This is a genomic window from Bradyrhizobium manausense, assembly GCF_018129685.1.
Lineage (GTDB): Bacteria > Pseudomonadota > Alphaproteobacteria > Rhizobiales > Xanthobacteraceae > Bradyrhizobium > Bradyrhizobium manausense_D.
Map to the genome: position 1 here is coordinate 233119 of NZ_JAFCLG010000003.1, position 17823 is coordinate 250941.

Genomic DNA, 17823 nt, shown 5'->3' on the forward strand with positions numbered 1-17823 from the left:
AAAATTGGACGTTCGGCCAGGTCTTGTTGCGTGAGGTCAATCTGTCGCGTCACGGAGTGTCTTCGGCGGACGGCCGTCCGCCGGACATCGTTGGCTCGGTCGCAAATGGCCATGCTGGGGGAAAGCATGCACGCACATCCTGATGGCGCTGTGGTCGCCGATAGGAGGCAGCCGATCGCGCCGGCCGTCTTGATCGATGCATCTCACGATCTCGAAATCAGTCAATGCGTGACGCGCCTGCGGCTGCTGGTCGCGGCGGGGTTCGCGCTGACGCTGCTGAGCGCGAGCCTTGCTTTCGACTGGTGGGGCGACATAGCTCCCTATGATCCGACGATCGGCTACCTCGGCGTCGCGCTGTTCGGCCCGGTCACCGCGTGGCTGATCTGGATGCTGCCGGCGGAGCGCGGGTCGGTCGTGATCCTCACCAACTACGGCATCCGCGACTTGCGGATCGGTAATGAATTTCTGCTGTGGGACTCAATTGCGGATGTTTCGGCTGAGGAGTGCCGCGGTCACAAGGTGATTGTGCTGACCCCGACGCCGGCCTTGCAGCGGCAGCTCTCCTGCATCCGCACGGCCGCGCGCGGTGTCCGGACCGATCGGATCGTCATCCGGCCCGAAGGTTTGGCGACCGATTTTGACCCACTGCTGCGGGCTTGCCGCGACTGTCATGCTGCAAGCCACCAGGCTGCGGCAACCAGTCAACCCACCGCATTGCAGCAGGAAGATGAATGCCGCAGCCAAGGCGTCGCCGCGCGAGCGTCATAAGTTTGCCGCTCGCAAATCGTGATGTTGCAGTGCCGGAGAGGCTCGGCACCGGTATTGCCCGGATGTGGCGAGCCAGTGACAATTCGTGGAAATACGCCAAGATAGACAAAGATTCGCACAAATTACAGGCAAGTGCCTGTTCGTAATTCACCGAGTGCCTAGCTTGTGCGTTGCGTCGTATCGGCAGGCGGGTGTCCAATGATCGTCATGTGCTCACGCTGATTCGAGAAGCGGCCTGAGGAACGGTCCAGTAACTGCTTTCGTTTCAGCTTGTAGCGGAACTCACGCGGAGAGGGATCATGTACAACGATTCTCTATTCAACGCTTTCGCTCGGTCGTTCGAGGCGAGAAGCCAGCACGACATGTCGATGGCGGAATACCTGGAATCGTGTCGAAGCGATCCCATGAAATACGCGAATGCGGCCGAGCGGTTACTAGCGGCGATTGGCGAGCCCCAGACGATCGACACGGCCAAGGACCCACGCCTTGGCCGTATTTTTTTGAACCGCACGATCCGGACCTATCCGGCATTCGCCGGCTTCTACGGCATGGAAGAAACCATCGAGCGCATCGTTGGTTTCTTCCGCCATGCGGCGCAGGGCCTCGAGGAACGCAAGCAGATCCTCTATTTGCTCGGGCCCGTCGGCGGCGGCAAATCCTCGCTCGCCGAGCGGCTGAAGTCGCTGATGGAAGTGCACCCCATCTACGTGCTCAAGGCCGGCGATGAACTTTCGCCTGTTTTCGAGAGCCCGCTCAGCCTGTTCGATCCCGATCAGCTGGGGCCGATGCTCGAGGAGAAGTACGGCATTCCGCGCCGGCGTCTCACCGGTCTGATGAGCCCGTGGTGCTACAAGCGGCTGGAAGCCTTCGGCGGCGACATTTCCCAGTTCAGGGTCGCAAAAATCCAGCCGTCGCGGCTGCGCCAGATCGCGATCGCCAAGACCGAGCCGGGTGACGAGAACAACCAGGACATCTCCTCGCTGGTCGGCAAGGTCGATATCCGCAAGCTCGAGACCTACGCGCAGAACGATCCCGATGCCTACAGCTATTCCGGCGGCCTCAACCGCGCCAACCAGGGCGTGCTCGAGTTCGTCGAAATGTTCAAGGCGCCGATCAAGATGCTGCATCCGTTGCTGACCGCAACGCAGGAAGGCAACTACATCGGCACCGAGAATATCGGCGCGATCCCGTTCACCGGCGTCATCCTCGCGCACTCCAACGAAGCGGAGTGGGCGAGCTTCAAGTCGAACAAGAACAACGAAGCCTTCATCGACCGCATCTGCGTCATCAAGGTGCCGTACTGCCTGCGGGCCACCGAGGAGCAGAAGATCTACGAGAAGCTGATCCAGGGCTCCGAACTCGCGGCCGCGCCTTGCGCGCCCTCGACGCTGGAGACGCTGGCGCGGTTCTCGGTGATGTCGCGCCTGCGCAAGCACGAGAACTCGACGCTGTTCGGCAAGATGCGGGTCTATGACGGCGAGAGCCTGAAGGAATCCGATCCGAAGGCGCGCAGCGTCCAGGAATACCGCGATGCCGCCGGCGTCGACGAGGGCATGGACGGCGTCTCCACCCGCTTCGCCTTCAAGATCCTGGCTGCGACCTTCAACCACGATCCGCAGGAGGTTGCCGCCGACGCCGTGCATCTGATGTACGCGCTGGAGCAGTCGATCCGCAGGGAGCAGCTGCCTGAGGAAGTCGAGAAGCGCTATCTCGAATTCATCAAGGCGGACCTTGCGCCCCGCTACGCCGAGTTCATCGGCAACGAGATCCAGAAGGCCTATCTGGAATCCTACTCGGATTACGGCCAGAACCTGTTCGACCGCTATGTCGATTATGCCGATGCATGGATCGAGGACCAGGACTTCAAGGATCCCGATACGGGCCAGTTGCTCGATCGCGAATTGTTGAACCAGGAATTGACGAAAATCGAGAAGCCGGCGGGCATCGCCAACCCGAAGGACTTCCGCAACGAGGTCGTCAAATTCTCGTTACGCTCCCGGGCCCAGAACGGCGGCAAGAATCCGTCCTGGACCTCCTATGAGAAGATTCGCGATGTGATCGAAAAGCGGATATTCTCTCAGGTCGAGGACCTGCTTCCGGTCATCTCGTTCGGTTCGAAGAAGGACGGCGAGACGGAGAAGAAGCACGGCGAGTTCGTCGCACGCATGGTGGAGCGCGGCTACACCGAGCGTCAGGTTCGCCGACTGGTCGAATGGTATATGCGCGTGAAGCAAGCCGGTTGAGGCGGATGAGAAAGTGGCCATTCACATTATTGACAGGCGCCTGAATCCAGGCGGCAAGAGTCTTGAGAACCGCCAGCGGTTCTTGCGTCGGGCCAAATCCCTGGTGCAGGGCGCCGTCAAGAAGACCTCGCAGGAACGCGACATCAAGGACGTCCTGGAGGGTGGTGAGGTCACGATCCCGCTCGACGGCATGCACGAGCCGCGGTTCCGCCGTGAGGGCGGAACGCGCGACATGGTGCTGCCCGGCAACAAGAAGTTCATCGAGGGCGATTATCTGCAGCGCTCCGGCCAGGGCAGCGCCAAGGATTCCGGTCCCGGTGAAGGCGACAGCGAAGATGCCTTCCGCTTCGTGCTCAGCCGCGACGAGTTCGTCGATCTCTTCCTCGACGATCTCGAACTGCCCGATCTTGCCAAGCGCAAGATTGCGCAGACCGAGAGCGAAGGCATCCAGCGCGCCGGCTACACCACGTCGGGCTCCCCCGCCAATATCTCCGTCAGCCGCACCGTGAAGCTGGCGCTCGCCCGCCGCATCGCACTCAAGCGTCCCAGCAAGGACGAGATCGACGAGCTGGAAGCCGAGATCGAAGCCTGCACCGACGAGGACGAGCGCGCCGGGCTCATCGCCCGGCTCGACAAGCTGAAGGCGAAGACCAAGCGCATTCCCTTCATCGATCCGCTCGACATCCGCTATCGCCGCTACGAGAAGGTGCCGCGGCCGGTCGCGCAGGCCGTGATGTTCTGCCTCATGGACGTCTCCGGTTCGATGTCCGAGCACATGAAGGATCTCGCCAAGCGCTTCTACATGCTGCTCTATGTCTTCCTGAAGCGGCGCTACAAGCATGTCGAGATCGTCTTCATCCGACACACCGACCGCGCCGAGGAAGTCGACGAGCAGACCTTCTTCTACGGCCCGGCCTCCGGCGGCACGCTGGTCTCCAGCGCGCTGCAGGCGATGCACGAGATCGTGCGCGAACGCTTCAATCCGTCGGACTGGAATATTTACGCCGCGCAGGCTTCGGACGGCGACAACTCCTATTCCGACGGCGAGCTCACGGGCATGCTGCTGACCGAGAAGATTCTACCGGTCTGCCAGTTCTTCGCCTATCTCGAGGTAGGCGAGTCGGGCGGCAGCGCCTTCGATCTCTCCGATTCCTCGCTCTGGACCCTCTATGAGCGCCTGCGCAACTCTGGCGCACCGCTCTCGATGCGCAAGGTCAGCGAGCGCAGCGAGATCTTCCCGGTGTTCCACGATCTGTTCCAGCGCCGCGACACAGCCCAGGAGAAAGCCGCTCCATGACGGAACGCTTGTTCGAAGGCGCCGATTGGGATTTCCACACCTTGCAGCGCATCACCGATGCCTGCGAGGAGGTGGCGCTGAAGGATCTCGGGCTCGACGTCTACCCGAACCAGATCGAGGTCATCACCGCCGAGCAGATGCTGGATGCCTATTCGTCGGTCGGCATGCCGCTGTTCTACAAGCACTGGTCGTTCGGCAAGCACTTCGCGTATCACGAGGCCTCGTACCGCAAGGGCCTGATGGGCCTGGCCTATGAGATCGTGATCAACTCCTCGCCGTGCATCTCCTATCTGATGGAGGAGAACACGGCGACGATGCAGACGCTGGTGATCGCGCACGCCGCCTTCGGCCACAACCACTTCTTCAAGAACAACTATCTGTTCAAGCAGTGGACCGATGCGGAAGGCATTCTGGATTATCTCGACTTCGCCAAGAACTACGTCATGCAGTGCGAGGAGCGCTACGGCCGCATCGAGGTCGAGCGCACGCTGGACGCTGCGCATGCGCTGATGTCGCATGGCATCGACCGCTATCCCGGCAAGAAGCAGCTGGATCTGCGCGAGGAGGAGAAGCGGGCCGGGCGGCGCCGCCAGCACGAGGAGGAAGTCTTCAACGACCTCTGGCGTACCGTGCCCAAGGGCGCCTCGAAGGCCAGGTCCGCGATCTCGCTCGAACGGCGCCGCAAGCTGCTCGGCCTGCCGCAGGAAAATCTGCTCTATTTCCTGGAGAAGAGCGCGCCGCGCCTCGCCCCCTGGCAGCGCGAGCTGCTGCGCATCGTCCGCCACATCGCGCAATATTTCTATCCGCAGAGCCAGACCAAGGTGATGAACGAGGGGACGGCGACCTACGTCCATTATCGGATCATGACCAAACTGCATCAGCAGGGGCGCATCACCGACGGCAATTTCCTCGAATTCCTGGGCTCGCACACCAACGTGGTGTTCCAGCCCGAATTCGACGACCCGCGCTACTCGGGCTTCAACCCCTATGCGCTTGGTTTCGCCGTGATGCAGGACATCGAGCGCATCGTCACCAGTCCGTCGGACGAAGACCGCGAGTGGTTCCCCGATATCGCCGGCAAGAACGACGTGATGGGTGTGCTGCGCGACGTCTGGGCCAATTACCGCGACGAAAGCTTCATCGCCCAGTTCTTGAGCCCGAAACTGATGCGGCACTTCCGCATGTTCCACCTCCACGACGATCCCGAGGAGCGCGCCGGCATCCGGGTCGATGCCATCCACGATGAGCGCGGCTTCCGCCGCGTGCGCCGCGAGCTCGCACGTCAGCACGATGTCGGCTACATCGACGCCAATATCGAGGTGGTCGATGTCGATCTCTCCGGCGATCGCCGGCTGATCCTGCATCACCGCGTCATCAAGGGCTCGCAGCTCAACGAGACCGATGCCAAGCGCGTGCTCCAGCATCTGGCCGATCTCTGGACCTACGACGTCGCGCTGATCGAAGTCGATGCGAACGACAAGGTGCTGCGCGAATACGTCGTCAGCCCGCGTCCGATCCCGGCGGCGGTGGCCTGAGGCTGTTACGCTGCGCACTAACGCGAGATGCGCGTTGATGTGCCCTCGCCCCTTGCGGGAGAGGGCAGCGATGCTGGTTGACACGAGCTCACTGGGGTGAGGGGTATCTCGCCGCATTCCCGTGTCGATAGAGACCCCTCATCCGGCGCTTCGCGCCACCTTCTCCCGCAAGGGGAGAAGGGAAGGCTCTCGTGCTGCGGCTACGCCTGTCCTACGTCGGTCGCTTCTTCGCTGGCTTCTTCTTCGCCTTGGACGCGTTGAGCTCCGCCGCCGCGCGGATCAATGCCTTCAATGCTTTTTCGTTGATCTTCGCACCCTCGCCGATATCGATCGCACGCCGCACGTTGCCGTCGAGGCTGGAGTTGAACAGGCCGGCCGGATCATCCAGCGCCGCGCCCCTGGCAAAAGTCAGCTTGACGACGGCCTTGTAGGTCTCGCCGGTGCAGATGATGCCGTCGTGCTCCCACACGGGAACGCCGCGCCATTTCCATTCCTCGACGACGTCAGGATCGGCCTCCTTGATCAGAGCGCGGACGCGCTTCAGCATCTCGCCGCGCCAGTCGCCGAGCTCCTTGATCCTGCCGTCGATCAGCTTCGAGGGCGACGCTCCGTCCGTTTCCTTGTTTGCGGTACCAGCTTTCTTCACGATCTTGCCTCGCTTCGGGTGTCGAGAAAGGGCATGCGAACAGATCAAGGGGTGTGACGCGGGCCCGGATTGCTTCGTCGCAAGGGCTCCTCGCAATGACGGAAAATGGCGCGGCAGCTCTCGCTCACAGCCTCAGGGCCGCAAATACAAATACCCCTGCGACTGCAGTTCGGCCAAACGAACAACGCCGCCTTTCTCCGCACTCACGAACCCCGGCAGCAGGTCCGTCAGCGTGATGTTTTGCGCCTTCATCGTGTTGCCGCAGGCGGCGAGCTCGACGCCGTCCTTGGCGAAATTGCCGATCCGTGCGCTGACGTCAGGGCTCGCCTGCGCCTGATGGAACGCCTTCAGCGCCGGCCCGTGGATGACAAGTGCGAGCGTGACGTGGTCGGGGCCGCCGACACCGTCGATGTGGTTCTGGATGTTGCCGAGCACGAAATTGACCTTGTCGGCGTCGCTGAGGTGATAGACGACCTTCAGCTTGTTCGACGGCGGGGCGTCGGTCGCAGCCTTGGCGCGCGAGCCGGCAAAGGCCGCGCCCAGCGCCGAGACGGTGCTCCACAAGATGTTCCGGCGGTTCATGATGGTCCTCCAGGATTTTGCCGGAGACTATCACTTGTGGCGGAGTGCGGCGAGCTCTTCGCGGTCGTAGGCAAGCGCGGCGCAAGCGCTGTTGTCGGTCCGTTCGAGTCGGAAAATCCCGTCGTCGCTGCCTGCGACCAGGGCGTTGTCGTCGTCTTCGCCCGCCTTGTTGTGCAGCCAGATCCTGATGCTCTCCAGCCGCACGATGGCCGATTTGTCGTCCTTCGACAGCGCGATGCCGAGGCCGCCGCCCTCGCAGTCGACGCCGCAGCCGAGGCGCACCTCGTTGCCCTCCTTGGTGAAGACCGCGTGATGGCAGGAGCCGCTGGAGTCGAAATCGCCGCTGCGGTGCCGATAGCGGAAGCCGATCCGGAAAGAATTGTGGAGCTGCTTGTCCTCTGCGTCGGTCTCCGCCGAGACCAGCAGCTTCATCGAAGCCACCTTCTGCTTCGGATGCTGCGCCAGGTGCTCGGCATCGTAACGACGAACGAAGCAGGCGTAGGCCGTCTTGCCTGGTGTGCCCGCATACATGCGTGCATTGAAGGCCTCGGCTTCAGCCGCGGTGGCCTCGTGGATGTCATCGGCCTCTTCGGCCCGGGCGACACCGATGAAGGCGGCGAGGGCAAGCGGAAGGATCAGGGCAAGCTTCATGGTCGCGACCAGGTACGTCAGTCAATGGCGGCCCGCATCGCGTGCGGCGGGCCAACTGGAGGTTAGTCGCCGATCGCATGGCGCGCGTTCAAGGGAGTTCCCTCCGGCAGCCTCGCACAAGGTTCCAGGCTTACCCCTTGCGCGGAGGGGTTTCGACAGACCCCGGGTTGCTGCAAATGGCTGGAGGCAATGGAAATGTCCGAAAGTCAGAACTTGCCCAATCTTGCCATCGGCTACTCCCGGGCCCGGCTGCTGATGTTTTTCGGCGGCAGCCTGCTGCTGACGCTGCTCTGCGCCGCGCTCGCGTTCAGCTGGCAGGCAGGGACCAACATCGCCAGGTTCGTGGTCGACGCCTGTTATGTCGGTGCCGTGTTTTTCGGCCTCGCCACCTTCAGGATGCTGTGGCGGCTGGTCGCCGCGAGGCAGCCGCAGGTCTTCATCAGCCGTATCGGCATCCGCGACACCAGGCTCGCGGACGAGACCATCGCCTGGAGCGCCGTGCGCAAGATCTTTCCATGGGAGCAGCGTGGGCGGAAATTCGTGGTGCTCAAGGTCGATCCTCTCATCGCCCAGCGATTTTCCAGAGGATTTGCGACGCAGGCCCTGGCGCTGCTGAACAAGGCGCTTGGCACCGATAGCGTGATCGTCGATGCGGGCGGCCTGACCATGGGCGCCGAAACATTGCTGGAGACCTGCAAGCAATATTGGGGTGCGATACGGCCGCCCCAGGCGGATCAGGCCGAGGCGGAGCCTGAGGTCAAGCCGGAGCCGGTCAGTTAAGGCATAGGCAGTGCCGTAGGGTGGGCAAAGGCGCAGCGCGCCGTGCCCACGATCTGTTCACGATTGATAGTGATGGTGGGCACGCTTCGCTTTGCCCACCCTACTGATGCTCACCGCAAACTGGCGTTGAACTTGTCCAGCGCCGCCGAGCCCGGGCAGAGCGTGTCCGCTTCAAGCGAATTGAGCGGCGTCTCGACCGTGTTGAGATGGGCGTGCAGGTCGTCCGCATCGGGATCGACGTAGAGGAGCCCGGTGACGATCTGGCCCTTGGCGGCATGCCTTGCGAGGAACGTCTGCGCGCCCAGCCGGTCATGCGGGTCGTAATCGGCGTCGATCTTGCGCAGCGCGATCTTGCTGCCGTCATGCTGTTCGACCACCTGCACCGTGCCCGGCGCGTAATCGACCGCGATCGGATCGCGGCCGACCAGCACGTCGAGCCGGTTCACGGCGTCATTGTGCTCGCGGACATAATCAAAGCTCTTGGTCGAGCCGGCATGGTTGTTGAAGGCGATGCAGGGGCTGATGACGTCGATGAAGGACGCGCCCTTGTGGCCGATCGCGGCCGCGATCAGCGGCACGAGCTGGCTCTTGTCGCCGGAGAACGAGCGCGCCACGAAGGTGGCGCCGAGTTGCAGCGCGATCGCGACGAGGTCGATCGCGTTGTCGGTGTTGGTCACGCCCTTCTTGCTCTTCGAGCCGCGGTCGGCGGTGGCCGAGAACTGCCCCTTGGTCAGGCCGTACACGCCGTTGTTCTCGACGATATAGGTCATGTTGACGCCGCGCCGGATCGAATGGGCGAACTGGCCGAAGCCGATCGAGGCGGAGTCGCCGTCGCCGGAGACGCCGAGATAAATCAGGTCGCGGTTGGCGAGGTTGGCGCCGGTCAGCACTGACGGCATGCGGCCGTGAACGGAATTGAAGCCGTGCGAATTGCCGAGGAAGTAGTCCGGCGTTTTCGACGAGCAGCCGATGCCGGAGATCTTGGCAACCCGGTGCGGCTCGATCGAGAGCTCATAGCAGGCTTCGATGATCGAAGCGGTGATCGAATCATGGCCGCAGCCGGCACACAGCGTCGAGATCTTGCCCTCGTAATCACGATGGGTGTAGCCGAGCTCGTTCTTCTTCAGCCCGGGATGATGGAATTTCGGTTTTGCGATGTAGGTCATGCGAGCACCTGCGATCCCACGGCCGTCATGGCCGGGCTTGACCCGGCCATCCACGTCTTGGCGGCAGGGAAGAAAGGCGTGGATGCCCGGGTCAAGCCCGGGCATGACGGTGAGGAGAGCAATGCACGTATCATGACACGGCCTTGCGGAGCGGGGTCACCTTGAGGTGATCCTGGTGGTCGCCAATGGCTTTCGCGATGTAGCGGGCGGTGATCGGGGTGCCGTCATAATGCACGATCGGCACGAGCCGGACGGGATCGATGCCGTTCTCGTTGACGATGAGCTGGCGGAGCTGGCTGTCGCGGTTCTGCTCGACGACATAGACGAAGTCGTGCTCGGCGAGGAAGCTCGCGACGCTCGAATGGAACGGGAAGGCGCGGATGCGCAGGCGGTCGAGCTGGTGCCCGCGCGCCTCCAGGAGGCCGATCGCCTCGTCCATCGCCGGCGAGGTCGAGCCGAAATAGATCACGCCGTATTTGGTCGGCCGTTCCGCATTGGCCTGCAGCGGCCGCGGCACCAGGTCCTGCGCGGTCTCGAACTTGCGCACGAGCCGCTGCATGTTGTCGGCGTAGACCGAGCCTTCCTCGGAATAGCGCGCATAGCGATCGCGCGACGTGCCGCGGGTGAAGTACGAGCCCTTGGTCGGATGCGTGCCGGGATAGGTGCGATAGGGAATGCCGTCGCCGTCGACGTCGAGGTAGCGGCCGAAGTCGCGGCCTTCTTCCAGCATCTCCGCGGTCATCACCTTGCCGCGGTCATACTGCTTTGAATCGTCCCATTTCAGCGGGCGGCAGAGCCGGTGGTTCATGCCGATGTCGAGATCGAGCATCAGGAAGATCGTGGTCTGCAGTCGCTCGGCGAGATCGAAGGCGGCGGCTGCGAACTCGAACGCCTCGGCCGGGTCTTCCGGGAACAGCAGCACATGCTTGGTGTCGCCATGCGAAGCATAGGCGCAGGCGATGATGTCGCATTGCTGGGTCCGGGTCGGCATGCCCGTGGAGGGGCCGGCGCGCTGGATGTTCATGATCACGGCCGGGATCTCGGCGAAATAGGAGAGGCCGATGAACTCGGTCATCAGCGAGATGCCGGGACCCGACGTCGCGGTGAAGGCACGGGCGCCGTTCCAGGAGGCGCCGATCACGATGCCGATCGAGGCCAGCTCGTCCTCGCCCTGCACGATGGCATATTTGGCTTTGCCGGTTTCCGGGTCGTGCCGGTACTTCTTGCAATGCGCGGTGAAGGCTTCCGCCACCGAGGACGACGGCGTGATCGGATACCACGCGCACACGGTGGCGCCACCATAGACGGCGCCGAGCGCAGCTGCGCTGTTGCCCTCGATGAAGATGCGGTCGCCGACCTTGTCGGACTTCTTGATGCGCAGTCCGATCGGGCACTTCAGATTCTGCAGCGCCCAGTCCCGCCCGAGGTGCAATGCGTGGACGTTGGAGGAGAGCAGCTTCTCCTTGCCCTTGTACTGTTCGCCGATCAGCTGCTCGATCAGCTTCGGATCCATGTCGAGCAGAGCCGAGAGCGCGCCGAGATAGATGATGTTCTTGAACAGCTGGCGCTGGCGCGGGTCGGTGTAGGTCGAGTTCGTGATCGCGGTGAGCGGCACGCCGATCACGGTGATGTCGTCGCGGAACTTGGTCGACGGCATCGGCTTGGTGGAATCGTAGAACAGATAGCCGCCCGGCTCGATGCCGGCGACGTCCTTGTCCCAGGTCTGCGGGTTCATCGCCACCATCATGTCGACGCCTCCGCGTGCGCCGAGATGGCCGGCTTCAGTGACGCGCACTTCATACCAGGTCGGCAGGCCCTGGATGTTGGAGGGGAAAATGTTGCGCGGACTTACCGGCACCCCATGGCGCAGGATCGAACGCGCGAACATCTCGTTGGCGCTGGCCGAACCGGAGCCGTTGACGTTGGCAAAGCGGACGACGAAGTCGTTTACGCTGCTGATCGGCTTTTTGTCGGACATGTCGAACCTGCTTGAGTCATCTCGATCAAATATTTCTGCATGTCCCATGCTCCGGTGGGACAACGCTCGGCGCACAGCCCGCAATGCAGGCAGACATCCTCGTCCTTGACCATCACGCGTCCGGTCTTGAGATCGGACGAGACGTAAAGATCCTGGTCGGGGTGCAGCGACGGCGCCTTCAGGCGCTGGCGCAGATCGGCTTCCTCGCCGTTGTCCGTGAAGGTGATGCAGTCCATCGGACAGATGTCGACGCAGGCGTCGCACTCGATACAGAGCGATGTCGAGAACACCGTCTGCACGTCGCAGTTCAGGCAGCGATGCGCTTCGCCGAGCGCGAGCTTGACGTCGTAGCCGAGCTCGACCTCGGTGCGGATGTCCTTGAGCGCGATCACCTTGTCGCGATGCGGCACCTTGAAGCGCTTGTCGTTGGAGATGTCGTTGTCATAGCTCCATTCGTGGATGCCCATCTTCTGCGAGGAGATTTGCACCTCGGGCAGCGGCCGTTCGGTGATGTCCTCGCCCGAGAGCATCTTGTGGATCGACAGCGCGGCGTCGTGTCCCTGCGCCACCGCCCAGATGATGTTCTTGGGCCCGAAGGCGGCATCGCCGCCGAAGAACACCTTCGGGTTGGTCGAGACAAAGGTCTTCGGGTCGACCTTGGGCATGTGCCATTTGTCGAACTCGATGCCGCAATCCTGTTCGATCCAGGGGAAGGCGTTTTCCTGGCCGACCGCGACCAGCACGTCGTCGCAGGCGAAGGTCTGGTCGGGCTCGCCCGAGGGCACGAGGTTGCGGCGGCCCTTGGCGTCGTATTCGGCCTTCACTTTCTGGAAGGTGACGCCGGTAAGCCTGCCGCTGTCGTGAACGAACGCAACAGGGACGAGGAAGTTGAGGATTGGAATGTCCTCGTGAATCGCGTCTTCCTTTTCCCAGGGCGAGGCCTTCATCTCCTCGAAGCCCGAGCGGACGATCACCTTGACGTCCTCGCCGCCGAGGCGGCGTGCGGTACGGCAGCAATCCATCGCGGTGTTGCCCCCGCCGAGCACGATCACGCGCTTGCCGATCTTGTCGACGTGGCCGAACGACACCGACGCGAGCCAGTCGATGCCGATATGGATGTTGGTGGCGGCCTCTTTCCGGCCGGGAATGTCGAGCTCGCGGCCGCGCGGCGCACCGGAGCCGACGAAGATCGCGTCGTATTTCTCCGCCAGCAGCGCCTTCATGCTCTCGATGCGATGGCCGCCTTTGAACTCGACGCCGAGACCCAGGATATAGCCGGTCTCCTCGTCGATGACGGAATTGGGCAGGCGGAATTTGGGAATCTGGGTGCGCATCATGCCGCCGGCTTCGGGATCGCCGTCGAACACGGTGCAGTGATAGCCGAGCGGCGCGAGATCGCGGGCGACCGTCAGCGAGGCCGGACCGCCGCCGACGAACGCGATGCGCTTGCCATTCTTCGCGGTCGGATGCGGCAGGCGCTGCTTGATGTCGTCCTTGAAGTCGGCGGCGACGCGCTTGAGGCGGCAGATCGCCACCGGCGTTTCCTCGACGCGTCCGCGGCGGCAGGCAGGCTCGCATGGACGATCGCAGGTGCGTCCCAGAATTCCGGGAAACACGTTCGATTTCCAATTGATCATGTAGGCGTCGCTGTAGCGGCCTTGCGCGATCAATCGGATGTATTCGGGAACCGGGGTGTGCGCAGGACATGCCCACTGACAATCGACCACTTTGTGAAAGTAGTCGGGGGCCGCGATATCGGTCGGTTTCATTCCTACCCTCGTCCGCGCAGGCTCAAAGACCCGGCGGCCTCTTCTTGAGCTTGTCGGACGCTTAACGCGCCTCGATCTGGTTTCTGAATGACGTCATCGGGTTAGCTTATTGGAACGGTTCCGAAGTACAACGGCAAATTTTCGCGATCACCGCCTTTCATGGGAGCCAAGCGCGCACAGCATTAACGGCCGTGCGCGATTTGCGTGCGGCGCAGCATGTGCACCGCAGCTTACGCCGGCTCTCGCTGGAGCTCGGCGATCAGCACCTTGATCTTGGAAAGATTGGCGCGGTGATGCGGAAACGAAGCATAGACGTTGATGGCTGGCAGCCCCGCCTCCGGTAGCAGTTCAGCGAGTTTGCCGGACTCGATGTCCTTGCGCGCCAGAAAGGACGGCAGGATGGCAACGCCCGCGCCTTCCAGCGTCATCGACCGCGCCGCCATCATGTCACTGGCGATGATGCGCGGCGATACCTCGATCTCGATCAGATCGCCGGACCATTCGAACCGCCACCTGCTGCGCGGCGTATAGGTGCGCAGCACAATACTGCTGTGATCGACGAGGTCCTGGGGCCGCTCGATCGGTTTGTGTTTCGCCAGATAGTCCGGCGCGGCGCAGACATGCAGCGTGTAACGGTCGATACGTTGCGAGACGAGGCCCGTCTGCGTCGGCTCGGTGTTGCGGATGGCGAGGTCGAAGCCCTCATCGAGGATGTCCGCATAGCGATCCGAAAGGTCGAGTTCGAAGCGCAGGCGCGGATAGCGACGTGCCAGGGCCGCTACCCGCGGCAGTACCATCGTGCGGCCGTACGCCGTGGGCATGGTGACACGCAGCACGCCTTGCGGCTCGGAGCCTTCGGACTGAACGTGGCCCTCAGCTTCGGCAAGCCGCGTCAGCACGTCGCGCAGATTGCTCGCGAAGGCGACCCCTGCTTCGGTCAGCGTGATGCGGCGGGTGGTGCGCTCGACCAGGCGTTTGCCGAGGCGCGTTTCCAGCGCGGAGATTCGGCGGCTGATGGTGGATTGCGTGACGCCGAGCTCGCGCGCAGCTGCGCCGAAGCCGCCGCGGTCGACAACGGCGAGAAAGGCCTCGGCCTCCGAGAAGCTGGCTCTATTCATGCGTCCTGCGGATTTATGATATCGACAACATATCATATTCATCTGCCGGCGGACATCATAACCCGGTGCAGTCGCTCATCTCTAAGGCTGCATTCCATGACTTCCGTCACTCAAGCCATTCTGGAGCGCCGCTCGGCGCGCGCTTTCCTGAGCCGTCCCGTTCCTGCCGGCCTGGTCCACGAGATCGTGGACATCGCCCGTCGCACCGCCTCCAGCAGCAACATGCAGCCATGGCGGCTCGCTGCGATGGCCGGCCCCGACCTCGACCGGCTCCGGGCTGCAGTGCGCCGGAGCCTTGCGGCGAATCCCTCCGCGGAAGGCTCCGAGTACAAAATCTACGCGCCCAACCTGAAGGATCCCTACAATCGCCGCCGCATCAAATGCGCTGAGGATCTCTACGGCACGATCGGCATTCCCCGCGAGAACAAGATGGCCCGGCTGATGCAGTTTGCGCGCAATTTCGATTTCTACGGCGCGCCCGTCGGCATGATCCTGTCGATCGACCGCACCATGGAGCATGGGCAATGGGCCGACGTCGGGATGTTCCTGCAGTCGATCCTGCTGCTCGCCCACGAACGCGGCCTTGCGGCCTGTCCGCAGGCGGCGTGGGCGGCGATGCACAGGACGGTGCGCGAGCATCTCTCCCTGCCGGACGAGTTCATCGTGTTCTGCGGCATCTCGCTTGGCTATGCCGATCCGTCACAACCGGTCAACAGTCTCGTCACCGAGCGTGCGGCGTTGGAGGAGATCGCGGAGCTGCGCGGCTTTGCGCAGGGAACGCGTGCGTCAGGATGAGGGTCTAGATCCGGCGCGGTATTCTCGACGCGAGATCGGCGATCGACTTCATCACCGCATCCCGCACACCGGCATCATAGAGCGAATGCCCGGCTTCTTCCACGATCCTGACCTCGGAACCCGGCCACGCTTTCGCGAGGCGCGCAGATGTCTCGGGAGGGCACAACAGATCGTAGCGGCCCTGCACGATAATGCCGGGAATGCCAGCGAGCTTGCCGGCGTTTCGCAGCAACTGGTCGTCGCTCATGAAGGAATTGTTGACGAAATAATGCGCCTCCATGAACGGCGTCGCCGGCAGCGTGCGCCAGACGTTCAGCGAGGCGAGATCGATGCGTGTCTTGGCCGCCTTGTGCTCCGACAGCGCGCGCTCGGTGTCGTGCCAGGCGCGCGAGGCGGGGCCGTGCACGGCCGGATCCGGATCGAGGATGCGGCGATAATAGGCCTCGACCGGGCGCGCACGTTCCTCCGGCGGCAGCACGCTCAGAAAATCCTCGTGCAGCGCCGGATAGAATTGCGCCAGGCGCGAGGTGAAGGCGGTCTCGACCTCCGCCTGCGTGCCGAGAAAGGTCGCGCGCAGCGCGATGCCGGAGACGCGCTCGGGATGGGCCTGTGCATAAGCCAGCGCCAGCGTCGCGCCCCAGGAGCCACCGACCACCATCCAACGTGAGATGCCGAATTTTTCCCGGATCTTCTCCATGTCCGCGATCAGATGCGCCGTGGTGTTGTTTTGGCGCGATCCCTTGGGGCGGCTTCGGCCGCAGCCGCGCTGGTCGAACAGCACTGCGTGCATGCGCTCGGGATCGAACAGCCGGCGATGATCGGGCTGGCAGCCGCTGCCGGGACCGCCATGCAGATAGATCGCCGGGATGCCATTGGGGCAGCCGACGCTTTCGACATAGAGCTCAAAGCCGTCGCCGACGTCGAGCATGTCGGAGGTCAGCGGCGCAAAGGGATCGGCGCGCCTGACCGAGCTGGCTGCGTCGGCGTCAGGCACCATTCTCGGATTCCAGGGTGCCGCCGGCGAAGTTGCGATAGAGGAAGCGGTTGGTCTCGCCCTCGGCCTCGCGCTCGGCCTGCTTGAAGATGGTTTCGTGCAGCGGCGACAGCGCGCAAGCGGGGTCGGTGTTGGCGGCATCGCCGGTCAGCGCAAAGGCCTGGCAGCGGCAGCCGCCGAAATCGATCTCGCGGAATTCGCAACTCTTGCACGGCTCCTTCATCCAGCCGGTGCCGCGATAGCGGTTGAAGGCCTCGGAGTTCTGCCAGATCCAGGCAATCGAATGGTTGGAGCGCACCGACAAGAAGTCGAGCCCGGTGATGCTTTCGGCGGCGTGGCAAGGCAGCACCTTGCCGGCGGGAGAGATGTTGAAGAACTGCCGGCCCCAGCCGCCCATGCATTTCTTCGGCCGCAGCGCGTAATAGTCGGGAACGACGTAGTCGATCGTCAGCCGGCCCCTGAGCCGCTCGCGCGCCTCCTCGACGATGTCAGTGCATTCGTCGAGTTGCGCCACACTCGGCATCAGCGCGGCGCGGTTCTTCAACGCCCAGCCGTAGTACTGCACATTGGCGACCTCGAGCCGGTCGGCGTCGAGATCGACGGACATCTGGATGATCTCGGGGAGCTGATGCAGGTTCTGGCGATGCATCACCGCGTTCACGGTGAGCGGCAGATCTAGCTCGCGCGTCCATTTGGCGACTTCGAGCTTCTTGCGGTGGCCGCCTCTGTAGCCGGCGACGCGGTCGGCGAGGCCTTCCTCGATGCCCTGGAAGGAGATCTGCACATGGCAGAGCCCGGCGTCTGCGAGCTCGCTCAGCCGCTCGCGCGTCAGCAGCACGGCCGAGGTGATGAGGTTGGTGTAGAGCCCGACGTCGCTGGCGTGCTTGACCAGTTCGACCAGGTCCTTGCGCGCCGTCGGCTCGCCGCCGGAGAAGTGTACCTGCAGCACGCCGATCTCGGCGAGCTCGCTCAGCACCTTCTTCCACTCCTCGGTGGTCAGCTCCTTGCCCGAGCGGTCGAGCTCGACCGGATTGGAGCAGTACGGGCATTGCAGCGGGCAGCGATGGGTGATCTCGAGCAGCACGGCGAGGGGAATGCCGAACGTCTCCGCCGTCGAGCGGGTCTTCTCCAGCACCGCGAGGCTGTCGCTGGCGCCAGGCGGAATGGTCGGGAGCACGTCGCTCATGGCGTCTTCTCCCTGATCTCGGTCAGAAAGCCCTTGTCGGCGAGATCCTGCAGCATGACGATGACGTCGGCCAGGATCGCCTCGCGCGGCGCGGCGTATTTCGCCGCCAGTTGGTCGGCGACATCTCCGACATTGCGCTCGCCGTTGCAGAGCTGCAAGACCTCGACCGCGATCTCGTCGGGCGCCAGCACGCGTTCCGGTGCCAGGATCACCCAGACTTTCCGCGTGTCGTCGTATTTCAGCTTGGCATGCCGCGGCAGCACCGGGCGGCTTGCCTCGCTGACGCTGATGTTCCGCGGCCCGGCCATTATTATT

At 63.3% G+C, this 17823-nt stretch carries 16 protein-coding genes; 6 read left to right on the top strand and 10 right to left on the bottom strand.

Going from position 1 to position 17823, the window contains the following annotated elements:
• The first annotated feature begins 105 nt into the window (after positions 1–105).
• The 4 genes from JQ621_RS11405 (at position 106) to JQ621_RS11420 (ending at position 5843) form a co-directional block, all read left to right on the top strand.
• Positions 106–768 carry an STM3941 family protein gene (locus JQ621_RS11405; protein ID WP_212234706.1) on the top strand — a complete coding sequence of 221 codons (663 nt, stop codon included), beginning with the start codon at positions 106–108 and terminating at the stop codon, positions 766–768.
• Between the two features lie 299 nt (positions 769–1067).
• Complete coding sequence (locus JQ621_RS11410) at positions 1068–3011, top strand: PrkA family serine protein kinase (RefSeq protein ID WP_212234708.1); 1944 nt, start codon at positions 1068–1070, stop codon at positions 3009–3011.
• Between the two features lie 19 nt (positions 3012–3030).
• Entirely contained in the window at positions 3031–4308 is a 1278-nt protein-coding gene (locus tag JQ621_RS11415; RefSeq protein ID WP_212235024.1) for a YeaH/YhbH family protein, read from the top strand.
• Positions 4305–5843, top strand: a complete 1539-nt coding sequence (locus JQ621_RS11420; RefSeq protein ID WP_212234710.1) for a SpoVR family protein — start codon at positions 4305–4307, stop codon at positions 5841–5843. The genes JQ621_RS11415 and JQ621_RS11420 overlap by 4 nt, the downstream gene beginning before the upstream one ends.
• A 211-nt stretch (positions 5844–6054) precedes the next feature.
• Here JQ621_RS11420 and JQ621_RS11425 read toward each other — a convergent pair whose 3' ends face one another.
• The 3 genes from JQ621_RS11425 to JQ621_RS11435 all read right to left on the bottom strand — a co-directional run bounded on the left by JQ621_RS11425 (position 6055) and on the right by JQ621_RS11435 (position 7722).
• Complete coding sequence (locus JQ621_RS11425) at positions 6055–6489, bottom strand: DUF1801 domain-containing protein (protein WP_212234712.1); 435 nt, start codon at positions 6487–6489, stop codon at positions 6055–6057.
• 132 nt (positions 6490–6621) lie between these two features.
• Positions 6622–7071, bottom strand: coding sequence for a DsrE family protein (locus JQ621_RS11430; RefSeq protein WP_212234714.1), 450 nt, complete (start codon positions 7069–7071; stop codon positions 6622–6624).
• Between the two features lie 30 nt (positions 7072–7101).
• A complete protein-coding gene (locus JQ621_RS11435) occupies positions 7102–7722 on the bottom strand; it encodes a hypothetical protein (protein WP_212234716.1) in 621 nt (206 codons plus the stop codon).
• 195 nt (positions 7723–7917) lie between these two features.
• Here JQ621_RS11435 and JQ621_RS11440 point away from each other — a divergent pair, with 195 nt between their 5' ends.
• Positions 7918–8502 carry an STM3941 family protein gene (locus JQ621_RS11440; protein ID WP_212234718.1) on the top strand — a complete coding sequence of 195 codons (585 nt, stop codon included), beginning with the start codon at positions 7918–7920 and terminating at the stop codon, positions 8500–8502.
• Between the two features lie 110 nt (positions 8503–8612).
• Here JQ621_RS11440 and JQ621_RS11445 read toward each other — a convergent pair whose 3' ends face one another.
• From JQ621_RS11445 to JQ621_RS11460, 4 genes are all read right to left on the bottom strand, one after another.
• Positions 8613–9668 (bottom strand): 2-oxoacid:ferredoxin oxidoreductase subunit beta, encoded by a 1056-nt coding sequence (locus JQ621_RS11445; protein WP_212234720.1) that lies wholly within the window; start codon positions 9666–9668, stop codon positions 8613–8615.
• Positions 9669–9798: 130 nt separating this feature from the next.
• On the bottom strand, positions 9799–11646 hold the full coding sequence (locus tag JQ621_RS11450; protein ID WP_212234722.1) for a 2-oxoacid:acceptor oxidoreductase subunit alpha: 1848 nt from the start codon (positions 11644–11646) through the stop codon (positions 9799–9801).
• Entirely contained in the window at positions 11616–13415 is a 1800-nt protein-coding gene (locus JQ621_RS11455) for an FAD-dependent oxidoreductase (protein WP_212234724.1), read from the bottom strand. The genes JQ621_RS11450 and JQ621_RS11455 overlap by 31 nt, the downstream gene beginning before the upstream one ends.
• Before the next feature lie 230 nt (positions 13416–13645).
• On the bottom strand, positions 13646–14533 hold the full coding sequence (locus tag JQ621_RS11460) for a LysR family transcriptional regulator (RefSeq protein ID WP_212234726.1): 888 nt from the start codon (positions 14531–14533) through the stop codon (positions 13646–13648).
• A 96-nt stretch (positions 14534–14629) separates the two neighbouring features.
• Between JQ621_RS11460 and JQ621_RS11465 the strand changes: the two genes are divergently transcribed.
• Complete coding sequence (locus JQ621_RS11465) at positions 14630–15328, top strand: nitroreductase (protein ID WP_212234728.1); 699 nt, start codon at positions 14630–14632, stop codon at positions 15326–15328.
• A gap of 4 nt (positions 15329–15332) precedes the next feature.
• Here JQ621_RS11465 and pip read toward each other — a convergent pair whose 3' ends face one another.
• The 3 genes from pip to pqqD are packed head-to-tail and all read right to left on the bottom strand — an operon-like array spanning position 15333 to position 17816.
• A complete protein-coding gene (gene pip / locus JQ621_RS11470; RefSeq protein WP_212234736.1) occupies positions 15333–16325 on the bottom strand; it encodes a prolyl aminopeptidase in 993 nt (330 codons plus the stop codon).
• Positions 16315–17508: a pyrroloquinoline quinone biosynthesis protein PqqE gene (gene pqqE, locus JQ621_RS11475; protein WP_212234738.1), complete on the bottom strand. Its 1194-nt coding sequence runs from the start codon at positions 17506–17508 to the stop codon at positions 16315–16317. The genes pip and pqqE overlap by 11 nt, the downstream gene beginning before the upstream one ends.
• Entirely contained in the window at positions 17505–17816 is a 312-nt protein-coding gene (gene pqqD / locus JQ621_RS11480) for a pyrroloquinoline quinone biosynthesis peptide chaperone PqqD (RefSeq protein WP_212234740.1), read from the bottom strand. The genes pqqE and pqqD overlap by 4 nt, the downstream gene beginning before the upstream one ends.
• Between the last annotated feature and the right edge of the window lie 7 nt (positions 17817–17823).